Below are 13,344 nucleotides of genomic sequence, written 5' to 3'. Positions count from 1 at the left end.
GAGAGCAAAGCTTTTTTTATATATAATTACGTTGGAATAAAGCGAAGAGTTCAATGTCATGCCAAGTGCCATTGCGGAATATAGCTTCTTTACAAGTTCCTTCATGTTGAAAACCGAGCGATTTATATAATTTGATTGCTCTATCATTAAAAGAAAATACTCGCAAAGAAAGGCGATGTAAATTTAATTCTAAAAATGCATAATTCAATAATAAAGTGAAAGCTTCCTTCCCATAACCTTGCCCCCAGTAATCCTTTTTACCAATATCAATAATGCATTCAGCGTTTCGATTATACGAATCAATGTGAATTAAAGAAGTAATACCAATTGGAAGATGTGTAGCTTTTTCTTCAATGATATAGCTCTTAGAGTCCGAAGAATGAATAAATTGCTGGCAAAGTTTTTCTGTGTCTTGAAGGGAATATTTATCAAGAGTGAGAGTAGTTGAACTCATAACGTCTATATCATTATGCCATTTATAATATGTTAGAATATCATCTTCGGAAAATTTTCGTAACTGGATACGGTTTGATTCAAACAATGTAAGTCCCCCTTTTGTATTTACTATTTTTTGTTCATTATTTCAACACACGAGCTACAATAAACCTGTCCTTCTAGTTCAATATACTTTCTCATATTCGTCATACTACTTGCTGGAAATGGCATATGAATCCAAGCCTTTTCATACGTTTGTATTTCCTTTTTACATGATTTACAAAGGATAGGTTTCTTAAGGAACATATGTAATCAACCTTTCATTTGACGTGCTTTACCCGCGCAAAAAGCACTGCTTAGTAAAAATAGTGTCGCAAATATAATGCTCACCAATGTCGCGTATGGGATTGCTCCTTTTAGAGAAAAGCCGACAGTGATGGAAGCGATAAATAAGAGGATGAATGTTGTTGTTAATTTTTTATAAAGTTCCATAATATGTAGACCTCCGATTTATTTTTTAGTACAAGTTTTAAAATTGAATTCTATGTATGTAGAAAATATAAAGAGTAGCTAAAGATGTGTAGTCTAAGGAGTATAAGAAAATGAACTTTCCTTTTTGTGGGTTAGTATACTTATATTGTATCATGGCGTATTATCGGCTTCATACATAATTGTGTAAAGGTATGTATGATAAAATGAAGAAAAGACTTTAGGAAAGGAAAGATAAAAAATGAGCGTAACCGAACATAAAAAACAAGCACCGAAAGAAGTGCGTTGCAAAATCGTAACGATTTCCGATACACGTACAGAAGAGACGGACAAGAGCGGACAACTATTACATGAATTATTAAAAGAAGCAGGGCATTTGGTGACCTCTTATGAAATTGTAAAAGATGATAAAGAAAGTATTCAGCAAGCAGTGTTAGCTGGTTATCATAGAGAAGATGTTGATGTCATTTTAACAAACGGCGGAACTGGTATTACGAAGCGTGATGTGACGATTGAGGCAGTATCAGTGTTATTGGATAAGGAAATTGTTGGATTTGGTGAGTTGTTCCGCATGATTAGTTATTTAGAAGATATCGGAAGCAGCGCAATGTTAAGTAGAGCGATAGGTGGCACAATTGGGCGCAAAGTTGTCTTTTCCATGCCAGGGTCTAGCGGAGCAGTTCGTCTTGCGATGAATAAATTGATTTTACCGGAATTAGGTCATATTACATTTGAGCTACATCGACAATGAGTAAGTGGGCTGGAATTGTATTAGCAGGTGGTATGTCGAGTAGATTTGGTGAGCCGAAAGCGTTAGCGAGTTGGCAAGGTAGTACGTTTATTGAACATATTGTGAAAGTGATGACAAATGCGCTTCAAGAAGTTGTAGTCATTAGTCATTCGGATCTAAAAGCGCGAGTAGAGCAACTTGTACAAGTTGCTGTTATTGAAGATATTCCGCATTATAAAGGAAATGGCCCACTTGCTGGAATTGTATCAGGAATGGAATATATAGAAGCAGATTGGTACGCTATTATGCCTTGCGATGCACCAAATGTTTCACAAGAATGGTTTACCATTTTGCTAGAGCAAACGAGTAATGAATATGATGCGATTGTACCTATTATTAATGGAAGAAAACAACCGTTACTTGCAGCGTACCATAACCGCGTGAAAGAAAAGATTTATGCTTTACTTCAGGAAGAAAAAAGAAGTATGGGCCAGCTTTTATCACAATGTAATGTGAAATATATTGCTGGTGAAGATGTACAAGCAAATGCGGATTGGTTTATAAATGTGAATACGAAAGAAGAATATGTGCAGGCTCAAAAAGACCTTTCAAATGAATGAAAGGTTTTTTTGATATACAGAAATTGGGGAACAATTACTGTATAAAGGTATGTGAGTAAGTTGATTTTAAGGGGAATCTCTTAAAATCACTATACAGTTAAAATACTATATAACCATATATTAATTTTTTATGGGTTTTTATTACAAGTATGTTTAGTTATGTATCTTTTTGTTATAATGAATATAGAAATAAAGTGATACTTCACCTTATGTATCATTTAGTAAACTAAAATTTATAACTGTGTAATAAACTCCCTTCGTTTTTGGAGGCCACTGAAAAAGTGGTTGCTTTGAAAAAATAACACATATTTCATCAATATGTTGAAATTAAAAAGGATCCCGTCATCTGTATATAGTAGGTGATGGGATCCTTTTTCTTATGAAGTGGAGTTTTTCAGTGCCCTCCGTTTTTGAAGGGAGTTTTTCTGTTTAAGCGAGTAATTCTGATGCGGTGTTCTGAAGGACTTCTTCATATTGGTCAAGTAACCCACGAAAAATCTCATCCCAGCTTTTGGTTTTCGCATAAGACGAAGCCGCTATGCCCATTTGTATAAGTTGCTCTTCATTTTGCAGTAAAGAATAAATGGATGATAGAAATGCGTCCTCGTTTTTGGGTGGACAAAGAACTCCCGTTTTTCCATCAGTAATAATATTTTTAACTCCGCCACTATTTGCACCGATGACAGGTGTACCGCATGCAAGTGATTCGAGTACGACATTTCCGAACGTTTCAGTAGCGGATGGAAATACCATGATGTTAGAACAAGCATACGCTTCAGCTAAATCCTTACCTTGTAAATATCCAGTAAAAGTGACATTTGTTTTCGGAACAGCTTCACGCAAATTTGTTGCTAGCGGACCGTCTCCTGCGATGAGCCAATGAATGTCGTTTCGAGTATGCGTCGTTTTTACGATAAGGTGTTGCAACGTATCAATATCTTTCTCAGGAGCAATCCGTCCAATATAGGAAAGGACGTACTTCGCTGTAATATTATATTTTTTTCGGAATAGGTCTGTATTGTAAGCTGGATGAAAGAGATTGCAATCTACACCGCGTCCCCATATGGAGAGGGTCTGAAAGCCTTTGTTTTTTAGTTGGTGTAACGTTTCAGGGGATGGAACGAAATTTTTTTGCATATGACTATGAAACCATTTTAAATAGTTCCAAAGCATATTGGAGAGAAATTCGATTTTGTAATAGCGTAAATAAGCATCGAAATCAGTATGATAAGAACCGACAACTGGTATGTTTAACTTTTTTGCATAATACAATCCACAAAGTCCCATGTTGAAAGGTGTAGCAATGTGAATCATATCAGGTTTAAAGGAAAGAAGTTCTCGTTTAATGCGCGGAGTAGGAAAAGAAAAGCGACATTCTGGATATAATATTGTTAACGGGATACTTCTCATCTTGTTCACATTCGCTACGAAATTATCTTCAGCTGTATGCTGAGGTGCGAAAACAGAATAGGCGATATTTTCTTTCTGAAAATATCGTGTTAACCGCTCTAACGTTTTCGCAACCCCGTTCACTTGTGGCGTAAAAGTATCGGTAAAAATGGCGACTCTCATCATATCACTCCTTTATGTGAAAAGTGGGATGAATTGATAAAAAGAGATGATGCCAGAGCAAGTGCCGAGGCACATACCGACGAATACATCAGACGGATAGTGAAGCCCTAAATAAATGCGCGAAATACCGACGCATAATGCTAACGGTAATAGAAAAATAAGTAAGCTTGGATTATAGCAAATAAATGGAATAAAGACAGAGAAAACGGCTGTTGTGTGACCAGACGGGAAAGAGTGGTCTTGTAATGGATGGACTGGATATTTTGCATTCTGAATTGTTAAATAAGGACGTTTTCGTGGATACCATCTTTTTAATATTTGCACAGGGACATGGCTAATTGCTAACGAAATAGCAGTTGCAATTGCAGCTTGATGCAAAGTTCCATCTGCGAAAATTAAAAAGAACAGTGTGAGTGCGATAGAGAAAGTCGCGCCACCGATATGAGTAATATTGCTGAAAAAGATATTTAACGTTTTTTGATCAAAGTAGCGGTTAATTCCTTTGAAAATGTAACATTCTATTTTATACAGTCCACTGACCTTCATGAAAATTCTCCTCCCTCGTTTACATATATATGGAGATATTAGCTTTTATTTTAATAAGATTTTGTTGAGGGAGTAATAATGTTTTGTAAAGAAAAAGTTAGATTTTATCCCGCATTAACGGGCAGTAAGATCCCCACCTCAAAATTCAGCGGAAGCAAAGAAATTAGGTGGGGGATCAACTGCCCGTAAAAGCCCGATTGGTTCAACTAATAATCAGTGGGGGATGAACAAAACCCCCACTGATTAAAGGTTCACTTTATATAAAAAAGCTACCAGTATTATGGCAGCAGTAAAATCATTTTTGTAGTGATTTATAATATTGACCTTTTTCAACGTATTGCGTGCGAATTCGCTCCATGTCTTTACGGTCTTCTTCTGTTAACTCACGAACGACTTTCGCTGGACGACCGAAAGCTAATGTATTCGGCGGGATTTTCTTTCCTTGTGAAACGAGGCTTCCAGCACCGATAAAGGCTCCTTCGCCAATTTCAGCACCATCTAATATAATAGATCCCATTCCAATTAAAGCATCTTTCTTAATATGGCAGCTATGTAAAATGACTTGATGCCCAATTGTTACGTCATCTTCTAAAATAAGAGGATACTGTGGGCTTTGGTGGAGTGTACATTGATCTTGTACATTTACGCGGTCTCCAATAATTGTTGGTGACACATCACCGCGGATGACTGTATTAAACCAAATACTTGATTCCTCGCCAATTGAGACATCGCCTGTAATGGTAACATAGTCAGCGATAAAAGCACTACTCGCAATTTTCGGATTTTTTTCTTTGTAAGGATATATCATGTAAAGCCTTCCTTTCCTAGAGACTAGTTTCAGTGTACCAAATTATGAAAAAGAGTGAAATGGAGGAGAGCCGTATGTGGAATTATGAAGCTGAAGAAGCAAAGGCTGTAATCGTTATCGTGCACGGCGCAATGGAATATCACGGACGCTATGAAGCCGTTGCGGAAATGTGGAATCATATCGGCTACCATGTCGTGATGGGGGACCTTCCGTCGCACGGAACGACTTCAAGAAATAGAGGACATATTGATTCGTTTGATGAATACATAGAGGAAGTTAAATTATGGGTGAAAGAAGCAAGAAAGTATCGGTTACCTATTTTTCTATTCGGTCATAGTATGGGTGGTCTTATTGTCATTCGTATGATGCAAGAAACGAAGAGAGAAGATGTAGACGGTATTATTTTAAGTTCGCCATGTTTAGGTGTATTAGCTGGACCTTCTGCACCGCTTCAAGCTGCCTCAAAAATATTAAATATTATCGCTCCAAAAGTGCAATTTGCAACGAATCTTACAGTGGAAATGTCAACGCGTAATCATGAAGTGAGAGATGCGATGGAGAACGATTCATTGTTCTTGCGCAAAGTATCAGTACGTTGGTATAGTGAATTGATTAAGTCTATTGAAATCGCTCATAAAAAAATAGATGATTTTCCAGATGTTCCGCTCTTGCTAATGCAAGCTTGTGAGGATAAACTTGTAGATAAAACACGTGTCCGCACTTGGTTTGATAATGTTAAAATAAGTGATAAGGCTTTTAAAGAATGGCCGAATTGTTATCATGAGTTATTAAATGAGTATGAGCGCGATGAAATTTTGAATTATATTCAGTCATTTACTGAAATACGCATCAATAACATAATAGAAACAAATAAGTAAATTATTTGTACATTGAATAGAGGAGATGAAGGAAGAAGTGAACGTACCGAGTAATCCCATAACGCTCATGGCGAAAGTATACCGTGATGTGTTTCCGGTTGTACACCATGAGCTAGCGATGTGGAAAGAGCGTGCCTACCATATTCCGAATGATGAGCTTCATAGTCAGGCAATCGCAAGTATTGAGCATAAAACGTTTCATTGCGAAGGCGGTGGCATTTTAGCACTATTAGCAAATGAACACCGTGAGGAATGTATTCGTTTTATCGTCGCATATCAAACGATTAGTGACTACTTAGATAATTTATGTGATCGCAGTACATCACTTGATCCGAATGATTTTGCCGCACTGCATGAATCTATGTTAATGGCATTATCACCTGAAGTAGAAGGTGGCGGTAATTATTATCGTTATCGTGACGATCAAGATGATGGTGGTTATTTAGATGAACTTGTTGAAACATGCCAAGATGTTTTAAAGAAAACGAAGCACTATGACAAAATTGCTCCTATTCTTCATGAACTTGCTTGTTATTATTGTGATCTGCAAATTCATAAACATGTGAAATTAGAAGAAAGAGAACCACGCTTACAAACATGGTTTGAAGCACATAAAGAAAACTTACCTGAGATGAGTTGGTTTGAATTTTCAGCATGTGCCGGTTCTACGCTTGGAATCTTCTGTCTTGTCGCATATGCCTTTCATGATGAATTACATGATGAAGATATTGCGAAAATTAGACAAGGATATTTTCCTTACGTACAAGGACTTCATATCTTACTTGATTATTTCATTGATCAAGAAGAAGACCGCATCGGCGGGGATTTGAATTTCTGTAGTTATTATGAAAACGAGCAAGTGATATTAGATCGTATGAAACATTTTGTAGAAGAAGCAGAGAAGAGCATTGGTGATTTGCCTCATGCGAAGTTTCATCGTCTCATAAGCCGAGGATTACTTGGTATTTATTTATCAGACCAAAAAGTATCAGCACAAAAGAATATGCACAAAATGGCACGGCGCATTGTAAAATACGGTGGTCTCACTTCACGATTCTTCTATTGGAACGGGAAGATGTACCGAAAGAAAACGGCGCAGTGATGAAGAAAACCACTCATGTAGAGTGGTTTTTGTTATAATATGGTAAAGGTGGTGGCAGAAATGAAGCGATTGTTTCAAAAGCTATATGACCATATTGAAATAACATTACTCGTGCTACTTTCCATTTCATTTGCAACTGGAATGTATATGATGATGAATAGGCCAAGTGGTCCTACTGTTATGGATTACGTGCCACAAGTAATAATTGGCGCAATTATTATAGTAGATATTGTCTTTTTAATAAGTGGTAGAAAAAAAGAAAATAGTAAATAAAAAAGCATTTGTACACGAGAGTACAAATGCTTTTTTATTATGATCGTATTTTTGAACGTACATATATAAGAAGTTCAATTGCAAAAATAACTAAAACAGACAGTCCAAATAAAGGCATGACAGCGCCTAGTATAACCATCAGGATAAAGAAAACGATTATGCTTTTCTTATCTCTTTGTTTTGGTGGTGCTGCTAATTTTCCTTTCGGCTTTCTTGCTAACCACATTTTTATTCCGTAATAAATGAGAAGTAATAAAGATAATGTCGTTAGTAAGCATAATATTTTGTTTGGCCATCCGAATAAATGTCCTTCATGAAGCGGGATACCGTAAGTGAACCATTGGGCAAATAAGCCATAATCGCGGTAGTCCGTTTTGGAAATAAGTTCGCCGCTATATTGATCAAAGTAAGCTGTTATTTCTTCATTTGGTGCAACATGCATACCTGTAATACCGGAACCGCTTGATTTCGAAACAGTGAATACACCTTTCGGATCAGCTGGTAGTGAAATAACATATGGTTTCTTTATTTTAATTCCTTTTTGCAATTCATCGACAGAAATTGCTTTCGGTTCATTTGAATTCGATTCAGGAGGAGCTTCTTTTCTTGTTGCCCACGGTAATTCTTTTACCTTTGATTCAGGCGGCGCCATATACAACTTTGGATATCCAATTGATTCATTCGATGATGCAATTTTATAAATTTGGTTACCCATAAATCCTGACCATGGCAACCCAGATGCAACTAACAAAACGAGAGGAATTGTAAATATAATACCGATAATAGAATGACGTCGTTTTGCTTTTTCTCGCTTATTGGATGCCGGTGTGTTTTTGAATAGGCGTATACTCATGTACAACCCAGTTACAATTAAGAAGATTGTCCAACATGCCGCAAGTTCTACAGTATAGTTAACGACAGTGCCACCAACTAAAAGAGAACTATGTAATTCCCTCATAATATTGGCAAACGTTTCACTTGCGTTTTGATCCCCAACAATTTGATTATTATTATCTAAATACACATATTTTTGTTGCCCAGTATACTCATTTGCAATCGTAAGTCTCGTATTATAATCCCCATCAAACTCACTAATTTTCGCCACACTATAATGTGGATATTTTTTCTCTGTTAAGGAAATAGAATCAGCCATCGAAATAGATTCTGTTTGAGCACTCTTCCCAAAATATAAATCTTTATAGATGAAATCCTCAATCTCTTCCCGAAATAAATACCCAATTCCGCTCAGTGACAACGTAATAAGAAGCGGCGTAATAAAAAGCCCAGCATAAAAATGCCAACGCCAAAAAATGTAATGAAGCGAACGATTTACTTTCATACTTTCAGTTCCCCTAACCTTCCCTATATGAATAACTACTTATTTAATATAGCGAGATTAAGTGTGGATACTTTGAAAGAATTGTGAAGAAAGTTAAAAGTTTTGGGGATTTTTATTGGCGATACATACAATAAGTAATGCAAAGCTTAGTTGAATGAATCAGCTCTTCATCTCCTTTTTGTAGCCTGATTTGAAGCGCTTTTTGAAAACAAGTAAGGGCGGTTTGGAAGTCACCCTCATCTAATTTGCTTTTTCCGTAATGTTGGTAGAAAAAATCTTCATAAGCGGGTAAGCCTGGTAGTGTTTGTAGAAGTTCGGCAAAGATTGTATTTGCAGCAGAAAAATTGCTTTCCCAATGATATGTATGTGCGAGACGAAGTTTGTTAATAAAAATCCCTTGGATGTTGTCTGTTTGTGTGTAATATTCAATGGCTTCCTGTAAGTAATACTTACTGTCAGAAAGGTTGCCAGCGATTCGTTCATAAACACCGATTAATTCGCAGTTTTTTCCATATAGCGATCTTTCATGTAAATGCTCTTTCAAAAATAAAATCCCCTGCTTCATTTCAGCAAGGGATATAGGCTTTTCTCTAAGATTTTCATCAAATGTGTACCCCATTTCAAAAGGTATATTCATTTGGACCCCCTTATATTTTCTACATACATCCTAACAACCGCTTTTGCAAGACATTGAGAGGAATCAACAAAATCCTCACTCGCCACCACATTCAAATCGGTACATGCGATAATGGCGGTATCAACTTCATCTTTCAATTGTAAAACGAGTGCATTCCACAATTCACGAGCTTCTTCAACTTCTCCGCTTTTAATATAAGTAATAATTTGATTAATGCTTTCCTGCCATTGTTCGTAATGAATATACTCTATGTTACGTTTTGCAATCCCATCTTGGTAAATACCAGCTTGAACAGTTGCTTCCGTTGCGAGAAGAGCGACTCTTTTTGCAGTTTCAGGAATCGCTTGTAACGTTTCATCAACTATATTCAAAATAGGAATAGAAAGAGAGTCCTGTAATTCTTCAAAATAAAGATGCGCCGTATTGCACGGCATAGCGATAAAGCTTGCGCCAGTACTCTCGAGTTTTTGTGCCCCTTCAATAATCGCTTTTGTCATCGCTTCGTGATCAATAGGGCAATCCATATAAAACGGTGTTGGGCACGAGTAAATCATCATATGAGGAAAGTCCATATCATGCTTTGCTCCGTATATTGTTTGGCACTCTGCTACAACTGTATCAACGAATGGCCCAGTTGATTTTGGTCCCATTCCTGCTAGTATTCCGATCATTGGTTTGTCTCCTTTAATATGTAATTAAAAACGTTTTTTACGAACGATAAAAAGAAATAAGGTAAATAATAAAAATGAATATACGATAGCCCAAGCTGTTAGCCATAAAGTGTGAGTCAGTATATTATATTTGTATTGTCCAAGCATTAGAAAGCTTTCGACAGGTGGTAAAAACCATAGTAACTCTTTTTTAAAACGGATAGAGGCGATCGTTATAAGTAATATGAATGTAAGACTAAGCCAAGCGGTGCTTGCTTTTGGAATCATATTTCTAGTAAATAAAGATGCGATTGAAATTCCAAGTATAGAGAAAGACATATGAGCGAGAAATCCGACTAAAAATAAAGAAACTGTCATTTTTTCATTAAACATTTGCAAAATAATTGGGTAGATTACGGATATAAAAGATAAAACAGTACAAATGAGAAGAGCTGTAATATATTTCCCTACATATAGTGCGGAAATATTATTTGTGTGAGAAATCGTAATTTGTTCTTGTACAGGATCTTCCGTATGAAAAATTGTGACCGTAATCCAGGCAGATAATAAATAAAGCGCGAGAGCTGTTTCTAAATATGTCGGTACAATAGGAGTCGGTTTATATGCATATACAAAAAGTAAGCTCATGAAGTACATCGCAATAGGAGGGACGTACTTATACGATTTTGTATAGTCGAGAAAGTGATAACGAATAAGAGCAAACATAATAAACCTTCTTTCGATTTAAAAGTTAGGTTGTAGCAGTGTGATAGATGCTTTTTTATGTAATAAAAACTGAAGTATGTCATTTGTATATTCTTTTTCGATGTGCAATTGAATAAGGTTTTGATTTGAATTGTGTGCAACGTGTATAAAACCGGATTGTTTTTGTAGTTCTATCGCTGAAAATGTTTCGTGAACAATTGCTTCAATATAGACTTGTTCTGCTCCTTTTTGTGCAGAGATATTTTCTGTGATTGTATGATTTGCTAACTTCAAAATTCTATCAGCGAAGTTTTCTAATAGTTGTTTTTCGTGACATGTAAATAACACGGATATACCTTGTTGTTTTAATGAGAGTAAAATATGTTCTAATTCTTGCTGAGAGTTAGGATCGAGCCCAGAAAGCGGTTCGTCTAAAATTAATAAATGTACGTCCGTAAGTAACGCTTGCATAATGCCTGTTTTTTGTTTCATACCTTTTGAAAAGTTTCGTACAACGGAATGTCTTGCATGAAGTAAATGAAACCTTTCAAGAAGCAGCGGAATTTTATCTTTTACATATTTTGTTGATAAACCGTGAATGCGGCCGAGGTGAAATAGATAATCCTCTAATGTAAAACGAATCCCTTCAGGAAAATGTTCCGGTACATAGCCGATTTGTATATTTTCTTTTCTTTGAAGTGTCCCTGCCGTAGGTGAAATAAAGCCTGCAATTATTTTGAGTAGAGTACTTTTTCCAGTCCCGTTCCCGCCAACAATGGCGAGTGCTTCTCCTTCTGGAATGGATAAATCAATGTTGTCTAGTATAAGTGATTTGCCATACTTCTTTTGAATTCCCTTTAGTTCTACTAGCAAAGTTCTATCCTCCTATACAGTGTATATATCCATTATATAGGAGAATAACAAAAAGACGTGCAGTAAGTGCACGTCTTTTTTTGTTATCTTTTGTCGAATCGTCGCTATATTATCGTTTCTCAATTGCCACAATAAATGGCGGGTTATTTTGTTGGTTAATGAAGCCGTAGCGCAGTACGTGTGCTTGTTTTTGGTCTAATTCTTCGGCAAATTTGAGAACAGCGTCCCGTTCTACTTGTCCTTCTGGATGTCCGTGGTAAATAACAAGGACGATGATTCCTTCAGGTGCCATTACTTCTAGTAATTGTTCGATCGCTGAAATTGTTGAGTTCGGTTTTGTAACGATATGCTTGTCTCCGCCTGGAAGATAACCTAAGTTGAAAATTGCGCCTGTTACTTTTCCTTTTGCATCTTCTGGTAATACGGATAGAAGTGTATCGTGACTATCGTGAACTAAAATAGTGCGTTCGAAAAGTTCTTTTTCTTTTAGACGAGTTGTTGAGCTTTCAATTGCCTCTTTTTGAATATCAAATCCAAATACTTTTCCGTTATCTCCAACGATTTCAGCTAGGAAGCAAGTGTCATGTCCGTTTCCTAAAGTTGCATCTACAGCGTAATCGCCTTCTTTTACTGCCGTTTGCAAGAGAGTGCGAGCAAACGGTAATACACGTTCTAATTTCATTTTTGTTTCTCCTCATTTGCATATTTTCCTTGCCAGCTTCCGCGGCGTACAAATTCTGCATCGATGGAATTTAATACTTCCCATTTATTTAAGCTCCACATTGGACCAATCATTAAATCAGGTGGACCGTCACCTGTGATGCGGTGCACAATTACGTCCTCTGGAATGATTTCAAGTTGATCAACAACGAGACTTACATAATCCTCAAGAGAAAGGAATTTTAGTTGTCCTTTTTCATATTGCTTCACCATTGGCGTTCCTTTTAATAAGTGAAGTAAGTGGATTTTAATTCCTTGTACGTCAAGCTTAGCTACTTCACGAGCTGTTTCCATCATCATGTCGTAATCTTCAAGTGGAAGACCGTTAATAATATGAGAGCAAACTCGAATACCATGCTTGCGTAATTTATTTACACCTTCCACATAAGAAGGATAATCGTGAGCGCGGTTAATAAGGTTTGCAGTACGTTCATGAACAGTTTGTAGTCCGAGTTCAACCCAAAGGTATGTGCGCTTATTTAAGTCCGCTAAATATGCAACGACATCGTCTGGTAAACAATCTGGGCGAGTCGCGATAGAAAGACCAACAACGTCTTTTTCAGCTAGAAGCGGTTCGAATTTTTCTTTTAACACTTCAAGTGGTGCGTGTGTATTTGTATACGCCTGGAAATAAGCGATACATTTTCCGTCTTTCCACTTTGAGCGCATTTTTTCTTTCATTTCATGATATTGCGTTATAACATCATCGCGGCGATCGCCAGCGAAGTCACCAGATCCGGCAGCACTACAAAATGTACAACCGCCATAAGCAACTGTACCGTCACGGTTCGGACAATCGAAGCCAGCATCTAATGAAACTTTAAAGATTTTTTCACCAAATTCATTTCGTAAATGGTAATTCCATGTATGATAACGTTTATTGTCGTTTGTATATGGAAAAGGGTTTTGAACCTTCATTACTTTCCCTCCTAAGCCGAGTCAAAATGAAACAAAATCCATTATAACA

Annotated in this window: 17 protein-coding genes; 5 read left to right on the top strand and 12 right to left on the bottom strand. The window is 36.7% G+C overall.

What is annotated here, in order from left to right; all coding sequences use genetic code 11:
* Window positions 1-16: 16 nt before the first annotated feature.
* Both BGI23_RS23110 and BGI23_RS23100 read right to left on the bottom strand, forming a co-directional pair.
* Window positions 17-541 (bottom strand): GNAT family N-acetyltransferase, encoded by a 525-nt coding sequence (locus BGI23_RS23110; RefSeq protein WP_070807017.1) that lies wholly within the window; start codon window positions 539-541, stop codon window positions 17-19.
* 206 nt (window positions 542-747) lie between these two features.
* On the bottom strand, window positions 748-927 hold the full coding sequence (locus BGI23_RS23100) for a hypothetical protein (protein WP_000424797.1): 180 nt from the start codon (window positions 925-927) through the stop codon (window positions 748-750).
* Window positions 928-1,165: 238 nt separating this feature from the next.
* Here BGI23_RS23100 and BGI23_RS23095 point away from each other — a divergent pair, with 238 nt between their 5' ends.
* Together BGI23_RS23095 and BGI23_RS23090 are read left to right on the top strand one after the other, a co-directional pair.
* Window positions 1,166-1,675, top strand: a complete 510-nt coding sequence (locus BGI23_RS23095; protein WP_070807016.1) for a MogA/MoaB family molybdenum cofactor biosynthesis protein — start codon at window positions 1,166-1,168, stop codon at window positions 1,673-1,675.
* Window positions 1,672-2,274 carry a molybdenum cofactor guanylyltransferase gene (locus BGI23_RS23090; protein ID WP_070807015.1) on the top strand — a complete coding sequence of 201 codons (603 nt, stop codon included), beginning with the start codon at window positions 1,672-1,674 and terminating at the stop codon, window positions 2,272-2,274. The genes BGI23_RS23095 and BGI23_RS23090 overlap by 4 nt, the downstream gene beginning before the upstream one ends.
* Window positions 2,275-2,703: 429 nt before the next feature.
* On the opposite strand, the gene BGI23_RS23085 is transcribed toward BGI23_RS23090, so the two are convergent.
* The 3 genes from BGI23_RS23085 to BGI23_RS23075 form a co-directional block, all read right to left on the bottom strand.
* The gene (locus tag BGI23_RS23085) at window positions 2,704-3,846 is read right to left on the bottom strand and encodes a glycosyltransferase family 4 protein (RefSeq protein ID WP_070807014.1); all 1,143 of its coding nucleotides are present in this window, start codon (window positions 3,844-3,846) and stop codon (window positions 2,704-2,706) included.
* 12 nt (window positions 3,847-3,858) lie between these two features.
* The gene (locus BGI23_RS23080) at window positions 3,859-4,392 is read right to left on the bottom strand and encodes a phosphatase PAP2 family protein (protein WP_070807013.1); all 534 of its coding nucleotides are present in this window, start codon (window positions 4,390-4,392) and stop codon (window positions 3,859-3,861) included.
* 295 nt (window positions 4,393-4,687) lie between these two features.
* A complete protein-coding gene (locus tag BGI23_RS23075; protein ID WP_000640195.1) occupies window positions 4,688-5,200 on the bottom strand; it encodes a gamma carbonic anhydrase in 513 nt (170 codons plus the stop codon).
* 74 nt (window positions 5,201-5,274) lie between these two features.
* Between BGI23_RS23075 and BGI23_RS23070 the strand changes: the two genes are divergently transcribed.
* Genes BGI23_RS23070 through BGI23_RS23060 form a run of 3 tightly spaced genes read left to right on the top strand, consistent with a single transcriptional unit; the run spans window position 5,275 to window position 7,453 of the window.
* A complete protein-coding gene (locus BGI23_RS23070; RefSeq protein ID WP_070807012.1) occupies window positions 5,275-6,078 on the top strand; it encodes an alpha/beta hydrolase in 804 nt (267 codons plus the stop codon).
* A gap of 37 nt (window positions 6,079-6,115) precedes the next feature.
* Window positions 6,116-7,180, top strand: a complete 1,065-nt coding sequence (locus BGI23_RS23065; protein WP_001102457.1) for a tetraprenyl-beta-curcumene synthase family protein — start codon at window positions 6,116-6,118, stop codon at window positions 7,178-7,180.
* A 60-nt stretch (window positions 7,181-7,240) separates the two neighbouring features.
* Window positions 7,241-7,453: a hypothetical protein gene (locus BGI23_RS23060; RefSeq protein ID WP_070807011.1), complete on the top strand. Its 213-nt coding sequence runs from the start codon at window positions 7,241-7,243 to the stop codon at window positions 7,451-7,453.
* 37 nt (window positions 7,454-7,490) lie between these two features.
* Here the strand turns inward: BGI23_RS23060 and BGI23_RS23055 are convergent, their stop codons facing one another.
* The 7 genes from BGI23_RS23055 to mnmL form a co-directional block, all read right to left on the bottom strand.
* Entirely contained in the window at window positions 7,491-8,792 is a 1,302-nt protein-coding gene (locus tag BGI23_RS23055) for a PepSY-associated TM helix domain-containing protein (protein ID WP_070807010.1), read from the bottom strand.
* 112 nt (window positions 8,793-8,904) lie between these two features.
* Window positions 8,905-9,429, bottom strand: a complete 525-nt coding sequence (locus BGI23_RS23050) for a tetratricopeptide repeat protein (protein ID WP_070807009.1) — start codon at window positions 9,427-9,429, stop codon at window positions 8,905-8,907.
* Window positions 9,426-10,100 (bottom strand): aspartate/glutamate racemase family protein, encoded by a 675-nt coding sequence (locus tag BGI23_RS23045; RefSeq protein WP_070807008.1) that lies wholly within the window; start codon window positions 10,098-10,100, stop codon window positions 9,426-9,428. The genes BGI23_RS23050 and BGI23_RS23045 overlap by 4 nt, the downstream gene beginning before the upstream one ends.
* 24 nt (window positions 10,101-10,124) lie before the next feature.
* Window positions 10,125-10,805, bottom strand: a complete 681-nt coding sequence (locus BGI23_RS23040) for a hypothetical protein (RefSeq protein ID WP_044790851.1) — start codon at window positions 10,803-10,805, stop codon at window positions 10,125-10,127.
* An 18-nt stretch (window positions 10,806-10,823) separates the two neighbouring features.
* Window positions 10,824-11,657 (bottom strand): ABC transporter ATP-binding protein, encoded by an 834-nt coding sequence (locus BGI23_RS23035; RefSeq protein WP_000959712.1) that lies wholly within the window; start codon window positions 11,655-11,657, stop codon window positions 10,824-10,826.
* Between the two features lie 109 nt (window positions 11,658-11,766).
* Window positions 11,767-12,339 carry a tRNA 5-(aminomethyl)-2-thiouridylate-methyltransferase MnmM gene (gene mnmM, locus BGI23_RS23030; protein WP_070807007.1) on the bottom strand — a complete coding sequence of 191 codons (573 nt, stop codon included), beginning with the start codon at window positions 12,337-12,339 and terminating at the stop codon, window positions 11,767-11,769.
* Entirely contained in the window at window positions 12,336-13,295 is a 960-nt protein-coding gene (gene mnmL / locus BGI23_RS23025) for a tRNA modification radical SAM protein MnmL/YtqA (protein ID WP_070807006.1), read from the bottom strand. Before mnmL ends, mnmM begins: the two co-directional genes overlap by 4 nt.
* Window positions 13,296-13,344 lie beyond the last annotated feature (49 nt).

Source organism: Bacillus sp. ABP14 (assembly GCF_001831375.1).
Lineage (GTDB): Bacteria > Bacillota > Bacilli > Bacillales > Bacillaceae_G > Bacillus_A > Bacillus_A paranthracis.
Note: the sequence above shows the minus strand (reverse complement) of the source record. Positions and strands in the feature narration are given on the sequence as shown.

Excerpts from the sequence above, each read along its gene's own strand:
- BGI23_RS23100 (WP_000424797.1), bottom strand. The coding sequence starts at position 927 with ATGGAACTTTATAAAAAATTAACAACAACATTCATCCTCTTATTTATC.
- BGI23_RS23095 (WP_070807016.1), top strand. The coding sequence starts at position 1,166 with ATGAGCGTAACCGAACATAAAAAACAAGCACCGAAAGAAGTGCGTTGC.
- BGI23_RS23090 (WP_070807015.1), top strand. The coding sequence starts at position 1,672 with ATGAGTAAGTGGGCTGGAATTGTATTAGCAGGTGGTATGTCGAGTAGA.
- BGI23_RS23085 (WP_070807014.1), bottom strand. The coding sequence starts at position 3,846 with ATGAGAGTCGCCATTTTTACCGATACTTTTACGCCACAAGTGAACGGG.
- BGI23_RS23080 (WP_070807013.1), bottom strand. The coding sequence starts at position 4,392 with ATGAAGGTCAGTGGACTGTATAAAATAGAATGTTACATTTTCAAAGGA.
- BGI23_RS23075 (WP_000640195.1), bottom strand. The coding sequence starts at position 5,200 with ATGATATATCCTTACAAAGAAAAAAATCCGAAAATTGCGAGTAGTGCT.
- BGI23_RS23070 (WP_070807012.1), top strand. The coding sequence starts at position 5,275 with ATGTGGAATTATGAAGCTGAAGAAGCAAAGGCTGTAATCGTTATCGTG.
- BGI23_RS23060 (WP_070807011.1), top strand. The coding sequence starts at position 7,241 with ATGAAGCGATTGTTTCAAAAGCTATATGACCATATTGAAATAACATTA.
- BGI23_RS23055 (WP_070807010.1), bottom strand. The coding sequence starts at position 8,792 with ATGAAAGTAAATCGTTCGCTTCATTACATTTTTTGGCGTTGGCATTTT.
- BGI23_RS23050 (WP_070807009.1), bottom strand. The coding sequence starts at position 9,429 with ATGAATATACCTTTTGAAATGGGGTACACATTTGATGAAAATCTTAGA.
- BGI23_RS23045 (WP_070807008.1), bottom strand. The coding sequence starts at position 10,100 with ATGATCGGAATACTAGCAGGAATGGGACCAAAATCAACTGGGCCATTC.
- BGI23_RS23040 (WP_044790851.1), bottom strand. The coding sequence starts at position 10,805 with ATGTTTGCTCTTATTCGTTATCACTTTCTCGACTATACAAAATCGTAT.
- mnmM (WP_070807007.1), bottom strand. The coding sequence starts at position 12,339 with ATGAAATTAGAACGTGTATTACCGTTTGCTCGCACTCTCTTGCAAACG.
- mnmL (WP_070807006.1), bottom strand. The coding sequence starts at position 13,295 with ATGAAGGTTCAAAACCCTTTTCCATATACAAACGACAATAAACGTTAT.